Below are 20,565 nucleotides of genomic sequence, written 5' to 3'. Positions count from 1 at the left end.
GACCTCACAGCCGGGGGCTGAGCCATGAGCAATCTGCGCGTCAAGCTGATCCTCGACCTGGTCAACCGGATGAAGGGACCCGCCGCCGATGCGCGCGACGGGCTGAAGAAGGTTGGCGCCGAAGCCGACAGGCTCAAGGCCAAGGGCGGAGCCGAGCGGCTCAAGCGCGACATGCTGCTGCTGGGCAGCGACGGCCGGAAAGCAGCCGGCGCGGTGCGCGACGTTGGCGCCGAAGCCGACAGGCTCAAGGCCAAGGGCGGAGCCGAGCGGCTCAAGCGCGACATGCTGCTGCTGGGCAGCGACGGCCGACGGGCGGCCGGCGCGGTGCGCGAGGTGGGCGTGGCGGCCGACAGGCTGGGCCGAACGCGCGGCGCCAAGCCCCTGCGAGATGATCTGAAGGCCACCGAGCAGCAGGCGAAGCGCACGGCGGCTGCGCTGGCCGCGAGCGGCATGGGCGGAGCATCGGCCGGCGCCGGCATGGGCGGGGCGCTTGCCATGGCCGGGCGCAGTGCGATGTTGCCTCTCGTGGGGGCTTTCGGAGCCTACACAGCGACGCGCGCGACGGTGGGTCAAAGCATCTCCTTCGAGAAGGCCATGGCGGAGGTGAAGAAGAAGGTCGATCTGCCGGAGGGCGAGACCTTCACAAAGCTTGAGCGTGACATCGTTTCCATGTCGATCGCGCTTGGGCAGAGCCGCGAGAACGTGGCGGCCGTGGTGGCCGAGGCAGGGGCTGCGGGCACCGCCTTCAAGGATCTGGCTGGCTTCACACGCCTCGCCACCAAGGCTGGCGTTGCCTGGGATATGCCGATCCGGGAAGCGGCGCAGAAGCTCTTCGAGGTCAGGTCATCGACGGGCAAGAACCTTGCCGAGCTTGGCGACTATGTCGACAAGGTCAACGCGCTGGGTGACAGCTCGGCCGCCAAGGAACGTGACATTCTGGAGATGTCGGGGCGCTCGATCGCGGCGGCAAGGGAAGCGGGCGTGTCCGAGGACACCTCATTGGCTTTCCTCACGGCGATGCGCTCGATCGGCATTCAGCCCGAAGTGGGCGCCCGCGGCTTCAACGCACTCGTGTCCAAGATGGCGACCGCCGACGAGACCAAGAAGGTCAGCGAAGGCCTCGAGATGCTGGGGCTCAACGCCAAGACCATGGCTCAGAGGATGAAGACCGATGCCACCGGCGCGTTGACGGAGCTGTTCACCGCGCTCGACAGGGCCAAGGACCCGGTCAAGGCCGCTGTGAAGATCTTCGGTCAGGAATGGTTCGACGAAATGCTGCGGACCAAGGGCTCCATCGCTGAGGTCCGCAAGAACCTCGAGATGCTGCGTGATCCATCGAAATGGACAGGATCGGCCGAGCGCAACCTCAACATCGAACTGGCCACGACCGCGAGCCATCTGGAGCGCCTCAAGGCGCTGTCCGGAGAGGTCGGCGACAGGCTCGGACGATGGGCCTTGCCTGGCATCAACGAGGCGATCGAACGGGTGATCGCCGGCATGAACGCGCTCGATGAGCGGGCTGCAGGCAAGAAGGCTGAGGAGACGGCCGTCAGCACGGCCGCTGACAAGATCGAGCAGGATCAGCCAATGACGGCGGAGGCTCGGGAACGCTACGTCCGCGACCGGCGCTTTCGGGCGCGCGTCGACCAGATGGTGGCGGGCCGAAAGGAAGACAGGCGCAATGTCGCCTCGGACAATCGGTTGCGAGCCAACGAAGCGTATTCGGAACGCGACAAGCTCGCGTCGTCGATCGCCGTTCGCCGCCAAGGAGGCGCGACAGAAGAGCAGCTCGCCTTCTCAGTCAGGCGGCTGGCGGAGCTGAATGCTGAAGTCGATCGTTTGGAAGGCCGCAAGATCGACCCTCGCAGGCCAGCCGACCAGGAAGAGCGCGGTCGACAGGACCGTGGCGAGCGCCTCGCGCTCGAGACACGCGCTGCCGACCTTGCCGAACAGGTGCGCGAACTGAGGGCGGCAGCGAAGGAGGCGGCCGGCAGGGTGGATCGCGGAAACTTCTCAGCCGACGCCAGCGCCGTGGAGCGCAGGCTCCGGGCCACAATGCAGGAGATTGTTCCGCTGGCGCAGGTGCCTGGCGCGAACTTTGGCGTGGGAGGTGCGAGGGACAACACTGGAACTGGTGGCAGGAGCACGGGGCGGGCGATCGGCTCTTTCGGCCTTGGCGGCGGGCAGGCCATCAAGGATGCCTTCACGATCGATCTCGGCGAAGCAGGGATGACGATGATGGAGCGCTTCAGCAGCGGCATGCGGCAGGGCCAGACCGAAGCAGAGGGTGCCGCTGCGGGTGTCGGCGACGCGGTCAAGGCGCGGCTTGACGCTGTAGATGGGACCGCCGCTGGCAGACAGGTGGGAACCGGATTTGCAAACGGCATCCGTGAGAGCGTGCCCGACGTCATGGCGGCGATCAACGAGCTTGCATCAGGCTCAATGGCGGGATTGGCACGGGCCAGAGGCACCTCCCTTAATACGGTTCGGCGCTCGCTGACGGATGGGGGCAACGCTGAATGAGCCTCGCCCTCCTCGCCCTTGGCCCTTACGTCTTTCGCATCGCGCCGCTGACGCTCCAGAAGATCGAGCGCGAGGTGACGGTGAGCCACCCGGAGATCCAGCGCTTCGGCGCGGCGCCGGCGCGGCAGTTCACCTCGCCCGGCTCGGGCAAGCTGAAGATCGAGGGGCTCTATTTCGACGGGGAGTTCGGCGGGCACGAGGACTGGCTTGCGCTGGCGGCCCTGGCGCGCAGCGGCGCCGTGGTCGACGTCATTGGGTGGGGCTCGGGCGCGGCCTTCGGCAGCGTGATCGGGGCGATGGTGATCCTGACCATCGGCGACACCCACGAAATGATCGGGCCCGACGGGATCGGCCGCAAGACGGCCTTCTCGATCGAGCTGGGTTCTGCCGGTGGCGGCGCGTCGGGAGGGCTGTTCTGATGACGCAGCGCGTGACGGTGACCCGCGAGGGGATGATGGTCGACCAGCTGGCGTTGGCGGCGACCGGCTCGGACGCAGGCGGCGCGGTCGAGGAGACGCTGCGCCTCAACCCCGGCCTCGCGGCCGTGCTGGCGCGGGCCGGGCACCGGCTGGAACTCGGCCGCGTGGTCACAGCGCCGGAAGCGAGCGCGGGCCCGGCCGTGATCCGCACCGTGAAGCTGTGGGACTGAGATGTTCTATCCGGTCACGCTCGCGAACGGGTTGCTGGGCGGCGCAGGCAGCGAGTTCCTCGCCGGCCGGAGGCCCATCATCATCGTCCTGGTCGACGGCAAGCCGGTCTCGGCCGGGTTCTACTCGCTGCTGATCAGCGCCACGCTGGTCGATAATGAAGGGGACGAGGTCGACCGGCTGACGATCGAGCTCGATGACGCGGACAACCAGATCGAGCGGCCGCGCAAGGGGGCGGTGATCACCTGCCAGATGGGTTATCTGGAGACGGGGCTCGTCGACAAGGGGCGGTTCAAGGTCGAGAACGTCACCGAGCAAGGCAGCGTCGACCGGGGCCAGACGCTGACAATCGAGGCCCATGCCGAGGACCTGCGCAAGGACGCCAAGGCGGCCGGCCAGAAGGCCTATGAGGACAAGACCTTCAGGGAGATCGTCGACGAGGAGGCCAAGGCCATGGGGCTCGAGGCCGTGGTGGCGCCCGAGCTGGCATCCCAACGCTTCGACTGGCGTGTGCGCTGGAACGCCTCGCGGCTCGATTTCCTGACGCGGCTGGCGGACGAGATTGGCGGCATCGTCAAGCCGGCGGGCGGCAAGCTGATCGTGCAGAAACGCGGCTCCGGCAAGAGTGCATCCGGGCAGGACCTGCCCGAGCTCGTCATCCGCCGCTCGGACTGTTCGGAGTGGAGCGGCAAGCCCGTTGGCCGCATGGAATACGGCCAGGTGGTGACCTACTGGACCGATCCCGCCACGGGCAAGCAACGGACGGTCAAGACGCCGACCGAGCGCAAGGGGCCGGACTTCACCATCCGCGAGCCCTATCCCGACGAGAAGGCCGCTAGGCGCGCCGGCGAGGCGCAGGTGGGCAAGCTCAACAGGGGCACCGGCGAAGCGAGCTTCACGCTCTACGGCAACCCTGCCGCGGGCGCCGGGCAGAAGGCGCTGGCGTTGGGCTTCTCCCCCAGCCTCGCCGGGGAATGGGTGACGGCGACCGTGACCCACAGCTTCAAGGCCGGCCCCAGCGGCGGCTACACCACCGAGATCGAGGTCAAGGCGCCGGAGAGCGGCCGGAAGGACGAGTAGCAAGGGAACGACGGGGCCGCCCGAAAGCGGCAGCGGGGCCAAAGCCGGCAAGCACAAACCCCGCCCGATGGCATCTCACGAAACATCGCCCGCCGGCTGCCCGAGGGCAGCGGCTGCAAGGGCCGTGATTCGTGGAGCGAGAGCAATGCTGGAACCTGTGAGACCCATCAGCCCGGTGGCTGGCTATGTCGGCGGCAAGCGCCAGCTGGCGAAACGCCTTGTGGCCGCGATCGGAACGACGCCGCATGACGGCTACTTCGAACCGTTCGTGGGCATGGGCGGCGTGTTCTTCCGCCGCGACCAGAGGCCAAGGGCCGAGGCGATCAACGACCTCAGCCGCGACGTGGCGACCTTTTTCCGGATCCTTCAGCGACACTACGAGCCGTTCCTCGACATGCTGAAATGGCGGCTGTCGAGCCGGGCGGACTTCGAACGGCTGATGGCGACCGACCCGGCGACGATGACGGATCTGGAGCGGGCCGCGCGCTTCCTGCAGATCCAGAGGCTGACCTTCGGCGGCAAGGTCGCCGGCCGAACGTTCGGCGTCGACACGCGCGGGCCTGGCCGCTTCGACGTGGCGCGCCTTGCTCCTCTGCTCGAGGCAGCCCATGAGCGGCTTTCGGGCGTCTGGATCGAATGTCTGCCCTATGCGGATTTCATCAAGCGGTACGATCGGCCCGGCGCGCTGTTCTTCCTCGATCCGCCCTACTGGGGCTCCGAGCACTATTACGGGAAGGAGCTGTTTGGCCGGCCGGACTTCGCGGCGCTCGAGGCGGCTTTAAGGCACCTGAAAGGGCGCTTCATCATGACCGTGAACGATGTCCCGGATCTGCGGGAGATGTTCGCCTGGGCCACGATCGAGACGGCGGAGCTGACCTACACCGTGGGGGCCGGCAACCGGACCACAGCCCGCGAGATCATCATCCGAAACTGATGTTTCGGAGCATGCGCGCGATTTTCGAGTTGCTGCAGTTTGATCGTGCGCGCGCTGCCATTTGATTTTGCGCGCTACATGAACGCACCGCCCCCCCTGTCAGACGCGCCCCCTATCAAAACAGCCAGGACTGGCGCATATCCGCGAGCCAGGGGGCGCGTGACGTCGTGGACCCTGAACGCAAGCTGGAGATCGGCTGCCCATGAATGAAGCGCCCTTCTGGACGACCAGGACACTTGACCAGATGAGCCGGGCCGAATGGGAAAGCCTGTGCGATGGCTGCGGCCGGTGCTGCCTGATCAAGCTCGAGGACGAGGACAGCGGCGAGATCCACGCCACCGATGTCGGCTGCAAGCTGTTCGACGCGGCCAGCTGCCGCTGCAAGGACTACCCCAACCGCGCCCGCAAGGTGCCCGACTGCGTGACGCTGACTCCTCAGGCGGCGCGCGACCTGCGCTGGCTGCCGCCCACCTGCGCCTACCGGCTGCTCGCGGCGGGCGAGGACCTGCCCTGGTGGCATCCGCTCGTTTCGGGCGATCCGCAGACGGTCATCGACGCCGGGGTGTCGGTGAAGGGACGGGTCTTCGCCAGCGAGGACGAGGTGCTGGTCGAGAATCTGATGGACCGGATCAGGCCGTGGCCGCTGCGCTGGCCGGAGGCGGCCCGGCGGCCCCCAGCGGCTGCCCCAGCGCCTTCCGATGAGCGCAACGGCGGACGCAACGGCGCCCATGGCCAAGCTGGCGATTGAGGGCGCGCGCGCAAAGCGTCGTCCCGAGGCATGAGCCCGCGATGGCAAAAGGACGGCATTGATATGTGTGCCGGATTTTGACACAAGAAGCGCGTCTTTTCGCAAGTGCGAGACAATCATACGACGCGAGGCCAAGCCGCAGACGCGGCCCCCATCGGCGAGGACTTTTGATGAGCGGCAAGAAGTGGGTCTACACCTTTGGCGACGGCAAGGCCGAGGGCCAGTCCAGCATGAAGAATCTTCTGGGTGGCAAGGGCGCCAACCTGGCCGAGATGTGCAATCTCGGCCTGCCCGTTCCTCCCGGCTTCACGGTCCCGACGGATGTGTGCGTCTATTACTATGACAATGGCCAGAGCTATCCGCCCGAGTTGAAGGGCCAGGTCGAGGCCGCGCTGGCAGAAGTGGGCCGCATCGCGGGCAAGGCCTTCGGCGACCCCGCCAATCCGCTTCTGGTGTCGGTGCGCTCGGGCGCGCGCGCCTCGATGCCGGGCATGATGGACACGGTGCTCAATCTTGGCCTCAACGATGTCACGGTGGAGGCGCTGGCCCGCGCTGCGGGCGACGAGCGCTTCGCCTATGACAGCTATCGCCGCTTCATCACCATGTATTCTGATGTGGTGCTGGGCTGCGACCATCATCATTTCGAGGAGACGCTCGAGGACTACAAGGACCGCAAGGGCGTGCAGCTCGACACCGACCTCAAGGCCGAGGACTGGAAGGTTCTGGTCGGCAGATACAAGCAGATCGTGAAGAAGGAGCTGGGCCGCGACTTCCCCCAGGATCCGCACGAGCAGCTCTGGGGCGCGATGGGCGCGGTGTTCGGCTCGTGGATGAATGCGCGCGCGATCAAGTATCGCGAGCTCAACAACATCCCCGCCGCATGGGGCACGGCCGTCAACGTGCAGTCGATGGTGTTCGGCAACATGGGCGACACGTCGGCCACGGGCGTCGCCTTCACGCGCAACCCCTCCACCGGGGAAAGCGAGCTTTACGGCGAGTTCCTGATCAACGCCCAGGGCGAGGACGTGGTGGCGGGCATCCGCACGCCGCAGGACATCACCGAGCGGGCCCGCAAGCTGGCAGGCTCCGACAAGCCCTCGATGGAATTGGCGATGCCGGAAGCCTATGCGGAGCTTGTCCGCATCTACGGCATTCTGGAGAAGCATTACCGCGACATGCAGGACATGGAGTTCACCGTCGAGAACGGGAAGCTCTGGATGCTGCAGACACGCTCGGGCAAGCGCACGGCCAAGGCGGCGCTGCGCATCGCGGTCGAGCTTGCCAATGAGGGCCTTGTCACGCGGGAAGAGGCTATCCTGCGCGTCGAGCCCGGCTCGCTCGACCAGCTCCTGCACCCCACCATCGACCCGCGCGCCGAGCGGCGCATCATCGCCACCGGCCTGCCAGCCTCCCCCGGCGCGGCCACGGGCGAGGTGGTTTTCACCTCCAACGAGGCCGAGACCCTCAAGAAGGCAGGCAGGAAGGTCATCCTCGTGCGCGTGGAAACCTCGCCTGAGGACATCCACGGCATGCACGCCGCCGAGGGCATCCTCACCACCCGTGGCGGCATGACCAGCCATGCGGCCGTGGTGGCGCGCGGCATGGGCAAGCCTTGCGTCTCCGGCGCGGGCACGATCCGCGTGGATTATGCCAGGAAAACCTTCACCGTCGGCAGCCACACCATCAAGGCCGGCGACTTCATCACCATCGACGGCGGCACAGGCCAGGTGATGCTCGGCGAAATCCGCATGCAGCAGCCGGAACTGGCCGGCGAGTTCGCGACTCTGATGGTGTGGGCCGACAAGGTGCGGCGCCTGAAGGTGCGCGCCAATGCCGAGACGCCGCTGGACGCCCGCACCGCACGCGAGTTCGGCGCCGAAGGCATCGGCCTGTGTCGCACCGAGCACATGTTCTTCGAGGGGGACCGCATCGTCGCAGTTCGCGAGATGATCCTCGCGGATGATGAGGCGGGGCGGCGCAAGGCGCTGGCCAAGCTGCTGCCCATGCAGCGCGCGGACTTCATCGAGCTGTTCAAGATCATGCAGGGCCTGCCTGTCACGATCCGCCTGCTCGATCCGCCGCTGCACGAGTTCCTGCCCCATACCGAGGCGGAAATGCAGGAGGTGGCCTCCTCCATGGGCGTTCCGCTCGAAAAGCTGAAGCGCCGGGCCGCAGACCTGCACGAGTTCAACCCGATGCTGGGCTTCCGCGGCGTGCGCCTCGCCATCGCCTATCCCGAGATCGCCGAGATGCAGGCTCGGGCCATCTTCGAGGCGGCGATCATCGCCGCGAAGGAGACCGGCCACCCGGTCGTTCCCGAGGTGATGGTGCCACTGGTCATGACCAAGCCCGAGCTGGACCTCGTGAGGGGCCGCATCGACGCCATGGAGAAGGCCGTCGAGGCCGAGACGGGCGCCAAGTTGACCTACCAGGTCGGCACGATGATCGAGCTGCCGCGCGCCGCGCTGCGCGCCAGGGACATCGCCGCATCCGCCGAATTCTTCTCCTTCGGCACCAACGACCTCACCCAGACCACGCTCGGCATCAGCCGCGACGATGCGGCCTCCTTCCTGGGCCCGTACACGGCCAAGGGCATCCTGCCCGCCGACCCGTTCGTCACGATCGATCGCGACGGCGTGGGCGAGCTGGTCAAGCTGGCCGTCGAGCGAGGACGCGAGACGCGGCCCGACATCAAGCTCGGCATCTGCGGGGAGCATGGCGGCGATCCGGCATCGATCGGATTTTGCGAGGAAGCCGGCCTCGATTACGTCTCGTGCTCGCCCTACCGCGTGCCGATCGCCAGGCTGGCCGCAGCGCAGGCCGCGCTCGGAAAGGTCACTGCCAGGGAAGGCTGAGGGTCCATGCCCGACAAGCTCGGACGAATCGATTACGCGTTCTTCGCGCTCATGCTCGCGACAGGCGTCGGCGTTGCGGCCTACGTGGCCCGCAACCCGGCGCTGGCCGATGCGAGCATTCCCCCCATCATCTGGCCGATCGCCGTCTCGTTCGCCTTCGACATGGCGACGCTGGCCATGCAGGGGGGCGGCAGGCCTCCGCTCGCCATGCCGATCCGTGCGGTCGGCGTCATCGGCGCCATGCTGCTCTACACCTTGCTGGTGGGCGTGATCTGACAGGGCGCAGCCCATCGCGGGCGGCGGCCCTCAGCCAGAGCGCGCCGCCTGCACCCAGGCCGCCAGTCCGCCAAGGTCCGTGATCGCCGCGACGGGCGGAAGGTCGGCATACTCATCGGGCATCCTTGCCCGGTTGCACCAGACCGGCCTGAACCCGAAGGCAGCCGCGCCTGCGATGTCCCACCGGTTCGACGAGACAAAGACGACCTCGCGGGCCACGACGTCGAGCCGGCGCAGCACCGGCTCGTATGCCGCCGCCGGAGGTTTGAAGGCGCCGATCTCATGCACCGAAATCACCGCATCGAGACGATCACCAAGCCCGGCGGCCGTCACGGCGGCGGCGAGCATGTCGGGCGAGCCGTTCGACAGGATGGCGGTGCTGAGGCCCAGCGCGCGCAGGCCCGAAAGCGCCACCGGCACGTCCGGATAGGCCGCCAACGTCATGTAGGCGGCCAAAAGGTCGGCCCGCAGCGCCCGATCAATGATTCCGAAGCGCGCCAGCGCATAGTCGAGCGCCTCCTCCGTCAGCGCGCGGAAATCGCGATAGCGGCCGATGAGGGAACGCGTCCAGGTGTATTCGAGCTGCTTGACGCGCCAGAGGTCCGACACGGGAGCCGCTTGCTGCCCCAGCCGCGCGGCATGGGCCGCCACCGCCGAATGGACATCGAACAGGGTGCCGTAGGCATCGAAGACGACGGCGCGGATGGCGGTGGTCGAGGAATTGTCCATGCACGCAGCATGGGCGGTCGTGCCGGGGCCTGCAATTGACAAATGCGCCATGTTCCCCAATCTGCATGCGCGCTGCATCCGCGCCTGCGACGACATCCCGCGCGGCTGGCGGCGCGACAACAACAACCGGAAGAGCGCGCTCGAACCGGGTTTCAGATTCCTGGGAGGATAACCGATGGACCGTCACTTCACCCGCCGCGCCATGCTGCGCGCATCCATGGCTGCTGGCGTCGGCGCCGCAGCGCTCGCCCAGGGGCTGTCACCGGCCATGGCGCAAGGGGTGACGCTCCGGCTGTCATCGCCCGCCTCGCCGACGGACCAGCGCGCGCTGGCCCTCACCGAGATTTTCGGCCCGGCCATCAAGGACATCGCGACCTTCCAGCCGCACTGGAACGCGACGCTGTTCCGTCAGGGCACCGAGCTTGAGGCCATCGCCCGCGGCAACCTCGAAATGTCGATCGCCTCGGCGCAGGAACTGGCTGCGCTGATCCCCGCCTGGTCGATCTTCACGGCCGGCTATCTGCTGCGCGACGCCGACCACCAGAAGAAGGTGTTCGCCTCGGATGTGATGGACGGGCTGAAGAAGACCACCGAGGACAGGCTCGGCGTCAAGCTTCTGTCCGTGATGTATCTGGGCCGCCGCCAGCTCAACCTCAGGATCGACAAGGAGATCAGGACGCCTGCGGATCTGGCCGGCGTGAAGCTGCGCATGCCAAATTCGGAGGCCTGGCTGTTCCTCGGCCAGGCGCTGGGCGCCAGCCCGCTGCCGCTCGCCTTCACCGAAATCTACACCGCCCTGCAGTCGGGCGCGGTCGATGGCCAGGACAACCCGCTGCCCAGCGTGCGGGACTCCAAGTTCCACGAAGTGACCAAGCAGATCGTGCTCACCAGCCATCTGGTCGACCAGAACTACCTCGCCATCTCCAAGCGCGTCTGGGACCGCTTCACGCCGGCGCAGCAGGCCGTGATCCAGAAGGCCGCCGACGACGCCTCGGAGCTGGGCCGCCAGCGTCAGCTCGCGCTTGAGACGGAGCTTGAAGGCTTCTTCAAGGCCCAGGGCCTCAAGGTCTACACGCCCGATGTCGAGGCCTTCCGCAAGAAGGTGCAGACCGATTATGCCGCGTCCAAGTTCGCGGCGGATTGGCCACCGGGGCTGGTTGACCGCATCAACTCAATCCGCTGAGCCTTCGGCGCAGGCGCGGAGAACCGGTTTGACCAGACTCCTCGACCGTCTGCGCCTGGCGGCCCTTGACGTTGCGGCGCTGATGCTCGCCGCGCTATTCGTCATTTTCCTGATCCAGATCGCGGCGCGCTACGTCTTCGGCGCGCCACTCGCCTGGACGCTGGAAGCCTGCCTGACCCTGTGGCTGTGGGTGGTGTTCTGGGGCGGCGCCTTCGTGCTGGGCGAAAAGGACCATGTCCGCTTCGACGTGCTCTACACCTCCGTCAGGCCCCGGATCAGGCGGGGGCTGGCGATCATCTCGGCGGTGGCCATATCGGGCGGCTTTCTCGCGGCGCTGCCGGCGACCTGGAGCTATATCGACTTTTACCAGATCAAGCGCTCGTCGGTGATCGGCATCCGGCTCGATATCGTGTTCAGCATCTACGGCATCTTCGCCGCGATGCTCGTGCTGCGCTATGCGCTGCGGAGCTGGGCCTTGCTGCGGGGCGCCGATCCTGACGTGCTGGACGGGCGGCAGGCCGGCGATGGATACAACGCCCAATGAGCTTCGCCCTCGCCTCGTGCCTGTTCACGCTGATTTCGCTCGCCACGATCGGCGCGCCGATTCCGCTGTCGATGATCGTCTCCGCGATCATCTATCTGGCCGTGAAGGGCCAGGATCTGGGCCTCGCGGCGGAGCAGATCATCCAGGGCCTTTATGATTCCTTCGTGATCCTCGCGATCCCCCTGTTCATCGTGGCCGCGAACTTCATGAACGCCGGCACGATCTCGGCGCGCCTCACCGATTTCTGCCTGGCCATCGTCGGCCGCCTCAAGGGCGGGATGGGGCATGTCAACGTCGTCACGAGCGTGATCTTCGCGGGGATGTCGGGCTCGGCCGTTGCTGACGTCGTGGGGATGGGCAAGTTGTCCATCGACATGATGATCAAGGACAATCGCTACCCGCTGGGCTATGCGGCGGCGATCACGGCCGCGACCGCCGTCATCGGCCCGATCATCCCGCCCTCGATCCCGATGGTGCTCTATGCGATCATCTCGGATGCTTCGATCGGCTATCTTTTCCTGGGCGGCGTGGTGCCCGGGCTGATCATGGCCGGGGCCATGATGCTGCTCAACACCTACACGGCGCACAAGCTCGACGTTCCGCTCGAGGAGCCTGTCCCGCTTCGGCAGATCCCGCTTGTCACATTCCGCGCGCTGCCGGCGCTGATGATGCCCATCATCCTCCTCGCCGGCATCTATGGCGGCGCGACCACCCCGACCGAGGCGGCCGCCATCGCGGCGGCCTATGCCTTCCTCGTGGCGGCGGTCGTCTACAGGGCGCTGAGCTTCAGCGACATCCGCACGGTGATGCATGACAGCGTGCGCTCCTCCGCCTCGGTGGGCCTCATCATCGGATCGGCGCTGGTCTTCAACTACATCGTCGCGAGCGAGAACATTCCCGCGCAGGTCAGCGCCATGCTCAAGGGCATCGACGTCTCGCCCCTGATGTTCATGGTGATGCTGAACGTCCTGTTCCTGGTGCTCGGCTGCTTCCTGGACGCCTCCACCATCATCCTCGTGATCATCCCGGTCTTCATCCCGACGGTGAAGGCGCTCGGGATCGATCTGGTGCATTTCGGGGTCGTCGCGATCGTCAACTGCATGATCGGGCTGATCACGCCGCCCTACGGCGTGCTGCTGTTCGTGCTCAACGCGGTCACGGGCATCCCGCTCAAGATCATCATCGACGCGATCTGGCCCTGGGTGATCACGCTGATCATCTGCCTGCTGGTCATGATCCTCGTGCCGGAGACGGTGCTGTGGCTGCCGCGCCAATTCGGTTATGCGGGCTGATCCGTCAGAAGCCGCTAACGCTAAGGCACGATAGTATTCGCCGGCGGAGGGGAGACGATGGTATGACGGCCTCATGCCCAACACCTCGCCCGCCATCGCCTTCCTGCCGCTGATCCTGTTCACGGTGCTGACCAACGCCGCCGCGCAGATCATGCTCAAGAAGGGCATGAACAGCGTGGGAACGCCCGACATCGGGGGCGACGGGCTGGTGATGACCGTCCTGCGGGTTGTGTTCAACCCCTTCGTTTTCCTTGGCCTTGCCACCTTCGTCGTGAGCATGGCCTCGCACCTCATCGTGCTGTCTAGGGTGCAGCTCTCCTACGCCTATCCCTTCCTGAGCCTCGCCTATGTGGTGGTCGCCGCCTACAGCTATTTCTTCTTCGCCGAGGATGTGGGCCTCGCGCGCCTTGCCGGGATTGGCCTGATTGTTACGGGCACAATCCTTATTGCACAGAGCTGACGGGCTTGGTGCACCAGACTGAAACAGGAGTGTCAGCAAATGAAGCACATCATCATCGGCGGTGACGGATTTGTGGGACAGCGGCTGGCGAATGACCTCGCCGCGCTCGGCGAAGATGTCATCATCGCCGACATCCACAACTCGGCCCATGCTGCCTACCGCAAGGCCCGCTTCATCCGCATCGACGTCACCGATCCGATGACGCTGGCCGCCATCCCGCTCGCGCCGGATGACGTGGTCTACAATCTTTCGGCCAAGATGCTTTCGCCGATCATGCCACGCGCCAAGCGCCATGAATTCTTCTGGCCCGTGAACTACAATGGCACGCGCAACATCCTCGAATGGATGGCCGGCAACGGGGCGACGCAGCTCGTGCAGTTCACCACCGACATGATCTATGGCCACTCGGTCACCGTGCCGCAGACCGAGGACCATCCGGCCCAGCCACTGGGCGAATACGGCATGAGCAAGCTGGCCACCGAGCAGTTGTGCGAGGAATACCGCAAGAAGGGCTTCCGAATCTCGATCTTTCGCCCGCGCCTCATCATCGGGCCAGGACGGCTCGGAATCCTGTCCAAGCTGTTCAAGCTGATCGACCTCCACCTTCCCGTCCCGATGATCGGCGCAGGCAAGAACCCCTATCAGTTCATCTCGGTGTTCGACTGCGCCTCCGCCTGCCAGGCGGCCTGGCGTGCGGGCGTGCCCAACACCGCCTACAATCTGGGCTCGGACGATCCGCCGCCCGTGCGCAAGCTGCTGGCCGACCTGATCCGCCATGCGGGCAGCCGCTCGATCCTGCTGCCGACCCCGGCCTGGGCCGTCAAGCGCACCCTCGACGTGCTGGACATGATCAACCGGCCGTTGATGGACCCCGAGCAGTACCTGATCGCAGACGAGATCTGCATCCTCGACACGACGAAGGCCAAGCGCGAGCTGGGCTGGGCCCCACGCTACAATGACAGCGACATGCTTGCCGCCGCCTACTCCGAATATCGCCGCAACCTTGGCCAGTGAGACGCACCCAAGGGGCATGGCAGCGCTTGACATTGGCGTTGCCGCGCCCTCCCGCCCGCGCCTTTTGAGCGTGGAGGACGCCAAGGCGCTCAACACCTCCACCATACGCGAGCTGTTTTCAGCGCACATCAACCCTGGCCAATTGCATTTCATGAGGCTGCTCGGCTTCGACAAGGTCAAGGTCGAGCGCGCCGAGGGCATGCACTACATCACCGATGACGGCCGGCGCATCCTCGATTTCTTCGGCGGTTTCGGCTCCGTCGCCTTTGGCCATAACCATCCGCGCATCCTGGCGGCACGCAGGCGCTTTGCCGACGAGAATCGCCACGAGATCTGCATGGCCTTCATGTCGCAGTATGCGGCGGCGCTGGCCCACAACCTCGCGCAGATCGCGCCCGGCGACCTCGACATGGTGTTCCTCGGCTCATCCGGTTCAGAGGCCATGGAGGCGGCGATCAAGGTGGCCGAACAGGCCCAGGGCCCGGCGCGGTCCAAGGTGATCTACGCGGCCAATGCCTTCCACGGCAAGACAAAGGGGGTGCTGTCGATCACTGACTCGAGCCTCTACCAGCAGCAGTTCGCGCTGGTGGACAACCAGGTGAAGGTGCCCTTCGGCGATATCGGCGCCATCCGCCGCGCCGTCGAGGCGGACCCCTCCATCGGCATCATCGTGCTGGAGACCATCCAGGGCGGCGGCGGCATCATCGAGGCGCCGACCAGCTTCTGGCAGGCGCTGCGCGCGCTGTGCGACAAGCATGGCCTGCTCTGGGTGGCCGACGAGGTGCAGTGCGGCCTCGGGCGCACGGGCCGCTTCTTCGCCTTCGAGCAGCATGGCGTGATCCCGGACGTTACCGCGCTCGCCAAGTCGCTTGGCGGCTCGAAGTCGGCCATGGCTGCGATGATCGCGCGGCGCGAGGTCTACATGAAGGCCTATGGCAAGCCGAAAACCGCGCTGATCCACGGCCCCGCCACCTTCGGCGGCATCGGCGAGGCCTGCATCTCGGCGATAGAGGGCCTCAACATCCTTTACGACGAGGATCTGATCGGCAATGCCGAGCGCGAGGGCGCCCATCTCATCGCCCGGCTCGACGCCATCAAGGCCAAGCACCCCTCGCTCCTCAAGGATGTGCGCGGCCGTGGCTTCATGGTCGGCGTCGAGTTCAACGACTTCTCGGAGACGCTGCCCTTCGGGCTCAAGCATATGGTCGCCCTGCTCGACGACAAGCTCAAGGGTTCACTCTGCGGCTTCGTGGGCGCGCTGATGCTCAAGGATCATGACACGCTGGTCGCCTTCACCGAATACAACCGCAATGTCATCCGCCTCGAGCCGCCGCTGATCGCGACCCGCGCCGATGTCGACCGATTCTGCGATGCCTTCGACGAGCTGCTCTCGCGCGGCGTCGCCCGCATCATCACCGACTATCTGCGCAAGGTTGCGGTGAAATGAGGCGCTGAAAGCCAGACCTGGCGCGCGCCGGCAGCCCGCAGGCTCAGCCTGTGACGCGGCGCCAGAAGCTGGAGCTGAATGCCGGATCGACATGGCGCGAGAAGGCGCGCCAGTGCGGGAAGGAAGCCTCGAAGGTGCCGGCGGACATGCGCGCATCCTTGTAGGGGTTGACCCGTCCCCCCGCCTCCAGCGTGATCCGGTCCAGCCGGGCCAGCAGCGCATCGGTGCGCGCGCCGCGATAGGGGAAATCCAGCGTCAGCGTCGCGCCCGGCATGGGGAAGGACATCAGCCCCGGCGAGGCCAGATCCCCGAAGAGCTTGAGCACCGTCAGGAAAGAGGCATCCCCGGCGCGGTGGGTGGCGCGAAGCATCTCGGCCACAGCCTCAGCCGCGGCCGCCATCGGCACGACACACTGGAACTGGCGCAGGCCGCGCGGGCCATAGGCCCTGTTCCAGCCCTTCACCGCATCAAGCGGATAGAAGAACGGCATCAGCGGCACGAGGCGGCCGCTCTGGGCCCGGCCATTGGCCGTGCGGTAGGCCGCGTTGAAGGCCGATAGCGTGAGCCGGTTGATCAGCGCGAAAGGCGGCGTGAACGGCAGGAAGGGCAGCATCCTCGTGGGCGGAACCGCCCCTGGCTCATCGGCATGGTTGGCCCGGAAAAAGACACCGCGCCCGAGCGCGGCGCCCGTGGCGAGCGAGTCGATCCAGGCCACGGTGTAATCATGGCTCGCGTCGGATCGCGCTGCGATGTCGAAGAAGCCGTCAAGGTTGGCGAAGGGCAGCACATCCTGCCGCATGAAGGGCCCGCGCACCTTCAGCAGTTGCAGCGCCACCCGCGTGATCAGCCCGGTGAGCCCCAGCCCGCCGACCGTGGCGGCGAACAGCTCCGCATTTTCGTGCGGAGAGCAGCGCAACATGGCGCCGTCGGAGCGCGCGAGGTCGAACCAGAGGACATGGCGGCCGAAGGCGCCGGCACTGTGATGGTTCTTGCCGTGCACGTCATTTGCGAGCGCGCCAGCGATCGTGACGAAGCGCGTTCCGGGCGTCACCGGCACGAACCAGCCCTGGGGAAGCGCCGCCGCGATGATGTCGCCCAGCAGGGCGCCAGGCCCGCATTCGATCACCCCGCTCGCGGCATCGATGCGGGCAATGTCCGACAGGCCGGAGGTGTCGATGAGGGCGCCGCCATCGAGCAGGCAGCTGTCGCCATAGCTGCGGCCATTGCCGTAGGCGAGGATGGGGCCGGCGCGGCCGGACCCTGCCGCCAGCCATTCGCCGGCCGGCACGGCGCGGCTGCCTTCAGCGCTGAGGCCGCCCCAGGAGGTGAAAATGCGCCGCGCCGGAGCGGTCACAGGTAGCTGGCGGCGAGGAAGACGCCCACGGTCAGCAAGCCCATGAGCTGACTTCGCCAATCGCTCATCATGAACATGAGCGGATCGTCCGCCATCTCGCCGCGCCGCGCCAGAACCCAGAGCCGGGCCATGACATACAGCACCACGGGGCAGATCAGCCAGATCAATTGCGGATAGGTGTAAAGCCCCGAGACCGCGCGGCTGTCGACATACAGCGCGAGGATGAGCGCGGAGACGAGCGCCGAGGAGATGCCCAGCTGCGACAGCGTCTCGAGATCGCCCGCCTGGTAGCCGCGGCCCATGGCGCGAAGTCCGACACCATCGCCGCGATCGCGCAGCTCTGCATAGCGCTTCAGGAGCGCGAGGCTGAAGAAAACGAACATGGCGAAGGCCAGAAGCCAGGACGAGATTGCGATGCCCGTGGCGGCATTGCCCGCGAGGATGCGCAGCACATGCAGCGCGGCAAGCGCGAGCACATCAACCAGCAGCTTGCGCTTGAGATAGAAGACATAGACCTGCCCGAGAATGATGTAGGCAGCAAGCGAGGCAAGATACCACAGCGGCTCGGGCATCTGCAGCGCCATCACCAGCGCGCCGCCCAGCAGCACCGGGATGAGGCCAATGGCGTGCCCTGGCTTCATCAGACCTGCAGCGAGGGGCCGGAAGCGCTTGGTCGGGTGCTTGCGGTCGGACTGGATGTCCACAAGGTCGTTGACGAGATAGGTCGCCGAGGCCGCCATGCAGAAGCCGGCGAAGGCCAGCACCGACCACCACATCAGATGCGGGTTATACAGTTGGTGGCCGAGGATGACCGGCACGAAGATCAGCAAGTTCTTGGCCCAGTGATGCGGGCGCAGCGCCCTGATCCAGGCAGCCAGCATCACGCCCAGCGCCACCGGCCCGGCCAGCGCTTCGCTTGGATAGACGGTCTGGTCCCGCAGATCGACCACTGGCAGCACACCCCTGTTGCTCTTGGCGGCAATCTGACGCGTCGTGCCTCCAGAACCAAGAAAAATGGCCCCGATTGGCTAACGAAAAGCTCCACAGCCGATGAGCGCGCCCGCTCAGCCGTTGAACCGGACCGTGCCGGCGGCGGTGACATCTAGCCCGCCGAGCCCCGAAGCGTGGCGCGCGAACTCGCCCATGCGCATCAGCGCCAGCAGCGCCTGCGGTCCGGGCTCGAAAAAGGTGCGCCGGCGCATGGCGAGGTCGAAATGCTCCCAGGCCAGAGGCACGAAGCCAAGGCCTGCCGTCAGTGCCACGGCCCGCGTCGCGAGGCCGCAATCCGCCTCGCCATCGCCGATGGCGAAGGCGATGTCGGCGCCCGTGGCGAAAGCCTGCGGCAGCATCGCCAGAGCCTCCATGCCGAGCCCGGCCTCAGCCATAAGCCGGTGCAGCAGCATCTGGGCGCCCGCGCCCCCCTGCCGGCCGGCAAAGCGGGCGCGGGCCCGTGCGGCATCGGCCAGCGCGCCAAGGCCGAGCGGATTGCCGGGGGCCACGACCAATCCCTGCTCGCGACGCGCGAAGGCGATGAGCACGCCATCATGCAGGGCGTGGCTGCGGGCCAGAACGGCCGGATTCGGATCATCCTCGTCGAGCGCATGGCAATGGATCGCAGCGATGCTCACCTCGTCGCGGCCAAGCTTGTCGAGCCCCGCCTTCGAGCCGATGCACAGCAGCGCAAGGCCTGATCCGGACCGGCGCGCCGCCCATTCCAGAAGCGGATCATGACTGCCGCCGATGATGGGGGGCGGGGGCCGCAGGTCAAAGCCATGGGGCCTCGCCAGCCCGCTTTCGATCCAGCGATCCAGCGCCGCGCGCGGAAACAGCCATTTGCCGGTCACTTTCGAGCACGGCACTTCGCCATGAGCCGCCAGCTCATATAGCTTGCGCTCCTTGATGCCGAGATAGGCCGCAGCCTCCTCCGTGCTCAGGAATGGGCGCATATTGACCTGCATCCAGATGCATGAATTCCGTGATTGCACTTGCATACAGGTTAATCGTATCAAACGTCAAGAATTCGCCAAGCCTTCAGGACCCATGGACGTTTCCTCTGCCTTCGCAGCCGCCCTGGCGCTGATCGTCGAGCTTGATCCGCAGTTCGTGCAGATCGTCAGGCTGTCGCTCAGCGTGACGCTCAGCGCCGTGTGCCTCGCCGCGGTCATCGGCCTGCCGCTTGGCGCGCTCCTGGCCGTGACGCGATTTCCGGGGCGCTCCGCCGTGATCGTGCTCATCAACGGGCTGATGGGGCTGCCCCCGGTCGTGGCGGGGCTGATGATCTTCCTGCTTCTGTCCCGGTCGGGGCCTCTTGGGGCGCTGGGCTGGCTGTTCACGCCCACGGCCATGGTGATGGCGCAGACGCTGCTCGTGCTGCCGATCATCGTCGCGCTGACCCGCGTGACCATCGAGGAGCTGTGGGGCGAGTATTGCGAGCATCTGACATCGCTGGGCCTGACGGGGCGGCGAGCCATCCCGACGCTGCTGTGGGACGGGCGCTTCGCGCTCGCCACCGGGATCCTGGCCGGCTTCGGCCGCGCCAGCGCGGAGGTTGGCGCTGTGCTGATCGTGGGCGGGAACATTGCCGGCTATACGCGGACGATGACCACCTCGATCGCGCTGGAAACATCGAAAGGCGATCTGCCGCTGGCGCTCGGCCTCGGCCTCGTCCTCATCGTGCTGACGCTGCTCGTCAATGCCGCCGCCTTCGGCGCGAGCCGCATCGGCGCGCGGTTCGCGGGGTGAGCGCGATGCGGGACGCCGCCTCCATCCTGCCGCTCACGATCGAGCGCCTGTGCTTCGAGGCTGGCGGGCGCGCCCTGCTGCGCGATGTCGGCTTCGTGCTGCCACGGGGCGGCATCACCGCCATCATCGGCCCCAACGGTGCAGGCAAATCGCTGATGCTGCGGCTGTGCCACGGGCTCCTCGCGCCCACGCGCGGCGCCCTGCGCTGGGCCTCGCCTCAGGCCGGGCCGCGCAGCCGCCATGCCATGGTGTTCCAGCGGCCTGTGATGCTGCGCCGTTCGGCGCGGGCCAACATCACCCATGCGCTGGCCGCCATTGGCCTGCCCGATGTGGGTGCGCGGGCGGACAGGGCGCTGGCCCGCTTCGGCCTGGCCGAATTGGCGGAGCGGCCGGCGCGGCTGCTTTCCGGCGGCGAGCAGCAGCGCCTCGCCATCGCGCGGGCCTGGGCGCAGGAGCCGGAGGTGCTGTTCCTGGACGAGCCGACCTCGCAGCTCGATCCGGGCGTCACCCGGCAGATCGAGCAGATCCTCACCGTGCTTGAGGCGGAAGGGATGACGATCATGATCGCCACCCATGATCTGGGACAGGCGCGGCGTCTGGCGCGGCGGGTGCTGTTCTTCGACCGCGGGCAACTGATTGAGGATGCCCCGTCACATAGTTTCTTCGCGGAGCCAACCAGCGCGACCGCGCGCGCCTTCATCGCAGGCGACCTGCCATGGTGAGCCGGCATGGACAAG

General features: G+C 66.7%; 20 protein-coding genes. 16 read left to right on the top strand and 4 right to left on the bottom strand.

Annotation, left to right across the window (positions count from 1 at the left end; all coding sequences use genetic code 11):
• Positions 1 to 24 precede the first annotated feature (24 nt).
• The 8 genes from HEQ16_04935 (at position 25) to HEQ16_04900 (ending at position 9,063) form a co-directional block, all read left to right on the top strand.
• The gene (locus HEQ16_04935) at positions 25 to 2,523 is read left to right on the top strand and encodes a phage tail tape measure protein (GenBank protein ID MCO4053388.1); all 2,499 of its coding nucleotides are present in this window, start codon (positions 25 to 27) and stop codon (positions 2,521 to 2,523) included.
• Positions 2,520 to 2,942: a phage tail protein gene (locus tag HEQ16_04930; GenBank protein MCO4053387.1), complete on the top strand. Its 423-nt coding sequence runs from the start codon at positions 2,520 to 2,522 to the stop codon at positions 2,940 to 2,942. The genes HEQ16_04935 and HEQ16_04930 overlap by 4 nt, the downstream gene beginning before the upstream one ends.
• Positions 2,942 to 3,172: a hypothetical protein gene (locus HEQ16_04925; protein MCO4053386.1), complete on the top strand. Its 231-nt coding sequence runs from the start codon at positions 2,942 to 2,944 to the stop codon at positions 3,170 to 3,172. Before HEQ16_04930 ends, HEQ16_04925 begins: the two co-directional genes overlap by 1 nt.
• A gap of 1 nt (position 3,173) precedes the next feature.
• Entirely contained in the window at positions 3,174 to 4,250 is a 1,077-nt protein-coding gene (locus HEQ16_04920; protein MCO4053385.1) for a hypothetical protein, read from the top strand.
• Positions 4,251 to 4,395: 145 nt separating this feature from the next.
• A complete protein-coding gene (locus HEQ16_04915) occupies positions 4,396 to 5,184 on the top strand; it encodes a DNA adenine methylase (protein ID MCO4053384.1) in 789 nt (262 codons plus the stop codon).
• Between the two features lie 202 nt (positions 5,185 to 5,386).
• Positions 5,387 to 5,932, top strand: a complete 546-nt coding sequence (locus HEQ16_04910; GenBank protein ID MCO4053383.1) for a YcgN family cysteine cluster protein — start codon at positions 5,387 to 5,389, stop codon at positions 5,930 to 5,932.
• Positions 5,933 to 6,102: 170 nt separating this feature from the next.
• Entirely contained in the window at positions 6,103 to 8,787 is a 2,685-nt protein-coding gene (locus tag HEQ16_04905; GenBank protein MCO4053382.1) for a pyruvate, phosphate dikinase, read from the top strand.
• Positions 8,788 to 8,793: 6 nt separating this feature from the next.
• Entirely contained in the window at positions 8,794 to 9,063 is a 270-nt protein-coding gene (locus HEQ16_04900; protein MCO4053381.1) for a hypothetical protein, read from the top strand.
• 30 nt (positions 9,064 to 9,093) lie between these two features.
• On the opposite strand, the gene HEQ16_04895 is transcribed toward HEQ16_04900, so the two are convergent.
• Positions 9,094 to 9,792, bottom strand: coding sequence for a haloacid dehalogenase type II (locus HEQ16_04895; protein MCO4053380.1), 699 nt, complete (start codon positions 9,790 to 9,792; stop codon positions 9,094 to 9,096).
• A 175-nt stretch (positions 9,793 to 9,967) separates the two neighbouring features.
• Between HEQ16_04895 and dctP the strand changes: the two genes are divergently transcribed.
• The 6 genes from dctP to HEQ16_04865 all read left to right on the top strand — a co-directional run bounded on the left by dctP (position 9,968) and on the right by HEQ16_04865 (position 15,732).
• Positions 9,968 to 10,975 carry a TRAP transporter substrate-binding protein DctP gene (gene dctP, locus HEQ16_04890; GenBank protein ID MCO4053379.1) on the top strand — a complete coding sequence of 336 codons (1,008 nt, stop codon included), beginning with the start codon at positions 9,968 to 9,970 and terminating at the stop codon, positions 10,973 to 10,975.
• Complete coding sequence (locus HEQ16_04885) at positions 10,908 to 11,519, top strand: TRAP transporter small permease (protein ID MCO4053378.1); 612 nt, start codon at positions 10,908 to 10,910, stop codon at positions 11,517 to 11,519. Before dctP ends, HEQ16_04885 begins: the two co-directional genes overlap by 68 nt.
• Positions 11,516 to 12,811, top strand: coding sequence for a TRAP transporter large permease (locus tag HEQ16_04880; GenBank protein ID MCO4053377.1), 1,296 nt, complete (start codon positions 11,516 to 11,518; stop codon positions 12,809 to 12,811). The genes HEQ16_04885 and HEQ16_04880 overlap by 4 nt, the downstream gene beginning before the upstream one ends.
• Positions 12,812 to 12,884: 73 nt before the next feature.
• Complete coding sequence (locus HEQ16_04875; protein ID MCO4053376.1) at positions 12,885 to 13,271, top strand: transporter; 387 nt, start codon at positions 12,885 to 12,887, stop codon at positions 13,269 to 13,271.
• Between the two features lie 39 nt (positions 13,272 to 13,310).
• Positions 13,311 to 14,285, top strand: coding sequence for an NAD(P)-dependent oxidoreductase (locus tag HEQ16_04870; protein MCO4053375.1), 975 nt, complete (start codon positions 13,311 to 13,313; stop codon positions 14,283 to 14,285).
• Between the two features lie 16 nt (positions 14,286 to 14,301).
• Positions 14,302 to 15,732 carry an aspartate aminotransferase family protein gene (locus HEQ16_04865; GenBank protein MCO4053374.1) on the top strand — a complete coding sequence of 477 codons (1,431 nt, stop codon included), beginning with the start codon at positions 14,302 to 14,304 and terminating at the stop codon, positions 15,730 to 15,732.
• 43 nt (positions 15,733 to 15,775) lie between these two features.
• Here the strand turns inward: HEQ16_04865 and HEQ16_04860 are convergent, their stop codons facing one another.
• The 3 genes from HEQ16_04860 to HEQ16_04850 all read right to left on the bottom strand — a co-directional run bounded on the left by HEQ16_04860 (position 15,776) and on the right by HEQ16_04850 (position 19,032).
• A complete protein-coding gene (locus tag HEQ16_04860; protein MCO4053373.1) occupies positions 15,776 to 17,065 on the bottom strand; it encodes an FAD-binding oxidoreductase in 1,290 nt (429 codons plus the stop codon).
• Positions 17,066 to 17,082: 17 nt separating this feature from the next.
• Positions 17,083 to 18,045, bottom strand: coding sequence for a UbiA family prenyltransferase (locus HEQ16_04855; protein ID MCO4053372.1), 963 nt, complete (start codon positions 18,043 to 18,045; stop codon positions 17,083 to 17,085).
• A 105-nt stretch (positions 18,046 to 18,150) separates the two neighbouring features.
• The gene (locus tag HEQ16_04850) at positions 18,151 to 19,032 is read right to left on the bottom strand and encodes a helix-turn-helix transcriptional regulator (protein MCO4053371.1); all 882 of its coding nucleotides are present in this window, start codon (positions 19,030 to 19,032) and stop codon (positions 18,151 to 18,153) included.
• Between the two features lie 94 nt (positions 19,033 to 19,126).
• On the opposite strand from HEQ16_04850, the gene HEQ16_04845 reads away from it, so the two are divergent.
• Together HEQ16_04845 and HEQ16_04840 are read left to right on the top strand one after the other, a co-directional pair.
• Positions 19,127 to 19,828 carry an ABC transporter permease gene (locus HEQ16_04845; protein ID MCO4053370.1) on the top strand — a complete coding sequence of 234 codons (702 nt, stop codon included), beginning with the start codon at positions 19,127 to 19,129 and terminating at the stop codon, positions 19,826 to 19,828.
• 5 nt (positions 19,829 to 19,833) lie between these two features.
• On the top strand, positions 19,834 to 20,550 hold the full coding sequence (locus HEQ16_04840) for an ATP-binding cassette domain-containing protein (protein MCO4053369.1): 717 nt from the start codon (positions 19,834 to 19,836) through the stop codon (positions 20,548 to 20,550).
• Positions 20,551 to 20,565: the final 15 nt, after the last annotated feature.

It is taken from the genome of Bosea sp. (in: a-proteobacteria) (genome assembly GCA_023910605.1).
In the GTDB taxonomy this organism is placed as follows: domain Bacteria; phylum Pseudomonadota; class Alphaproteobacteria; order Rhizobiales; family Beijerinckiaceae; genus Allobosea.
Note: the sequence above shows the minus strand (reverse complement) of the source record. Positions and strands in the feature narration are given on the sequence as shown.

Coding starts and splice junctions, on each gene's coding strand:
- dctP (MCO4053379.1), top strand. CDS start 9,968: ATGGACCGTCACTTCACCCGCCGCGCCATGCTGCGCGCATCCATGGCT.
- HEQ16_04900 (MCO4053381.1), top strand. CDS start 8,794: ATGCCCGACAAGCTCGGACGAATCGATTACGCGTTCTTCGCGCTCATG.
- HEQ16_04845 (MCO4053370.1), top strand. CDS start 19,127: ATGGACGTTTCCTCTGCCTTCGCAGCCGCCCTGGCGCTGATCGTCGAG.
- HEQ16_04925 (MCO4053386.1), top strand. CDS start 2,942: ATGACGCAGCGCGTGACGGTGACCCGCGAGGGGATGATGGTCGACCAG.
- HEQ16_04880 (MCO4053377.1), top strand. CDS start 11,516: ATGAGCTTCGCCCTCGCCTCGTGCCTGTTCACGCTGATTTCGCTCGCC.
- HEQ16_04840 (MCO4053369.1), top strand. CDS start 19,834: ATGCGGGACGCCGCCTCCATCCTGCCGCTCACGATCGAGCGCCTGTGC.
- HEQ16_04885 (MCO4053378.1), top strand. CDS start 10,908: ATGCCGCGTCCAAGTTCGCGGCGGATTGGCCACCGGGGCTGGTTGACC.
- HEQ16_04850 (MCO4053371.1), bottom strand. CDS start 19,032: ATGCGCCCATTCCTGAGCACGGAGGAGGCTGCGGCCTATCTCGGCATC.
- HEQ16_04930 (MCO4053387.1), top strand. CDS start 2,520: ATGAGCCTCGCCCTCCTCGCCCTTGGCCCTTACGTCTTTCGCATCGCG.
- HEQ16_04870 (MCO4053375.1), top strand. CDS start 13,311: ATGAAGCACATCATCATCGGCGGTGACGGATTTGTGGGACAGCGGCTG.
- HEQ16_04935 (MCO4053388.1), top strand. CDS start 25: ATGAGCAATCTGCGCGTCAAGCTGATCCTCGACCTGGTCAACCGGATG.
- HEQ16_04875 (MCO4053376.1), top strand. CDS start 12,885: ATGCCCAACACCTCGCCCGCCATCGCCTTCCTGCCGCTGATCCTGTTC.
- HEQ16_04905 (MCO4053382.1), top strand. CDS start 6,103: ATGAGCGGCAAGAAGTGGGTCTACACCTTTGGCGACGGCAAGGCCGAG.
- HEQ16_04865 (MCO4053374.1), top strand. CDS start 14,302: ATGGCAGCGCTTGACATTGGCGTTGCCGCGCCCTCCCGCCCGCGCCTT.
- HEQ16_04915 (MCO4053384.1), top strand. CDS start 4,396: ATGCTGGAACCTGTGAGACCCATCAGCCCGGTGGCTGGCTATGTCGGC.
- HEQ16_04895 (MCO4053380.1), bottom strand. CDS start 9,792: ATGGACAATTCCTCGACCACCGCCATCCGCGCCGTCGTCTTCGATGCC.
- HEQ16_04910 (MCO4053383.1), top strand. CDS start 5,387: ATGAATGAAGCGCCCTTCTGGACGACCAGGACACTTGACCAGATGAGC.
- HEQ16_04920 (MCO4053385.1), top strand. CDS start 3,174: ATGTTCTATCCGGTCACGCTCGCGAACGGGTTGCTGGGCGGCGCAGGC.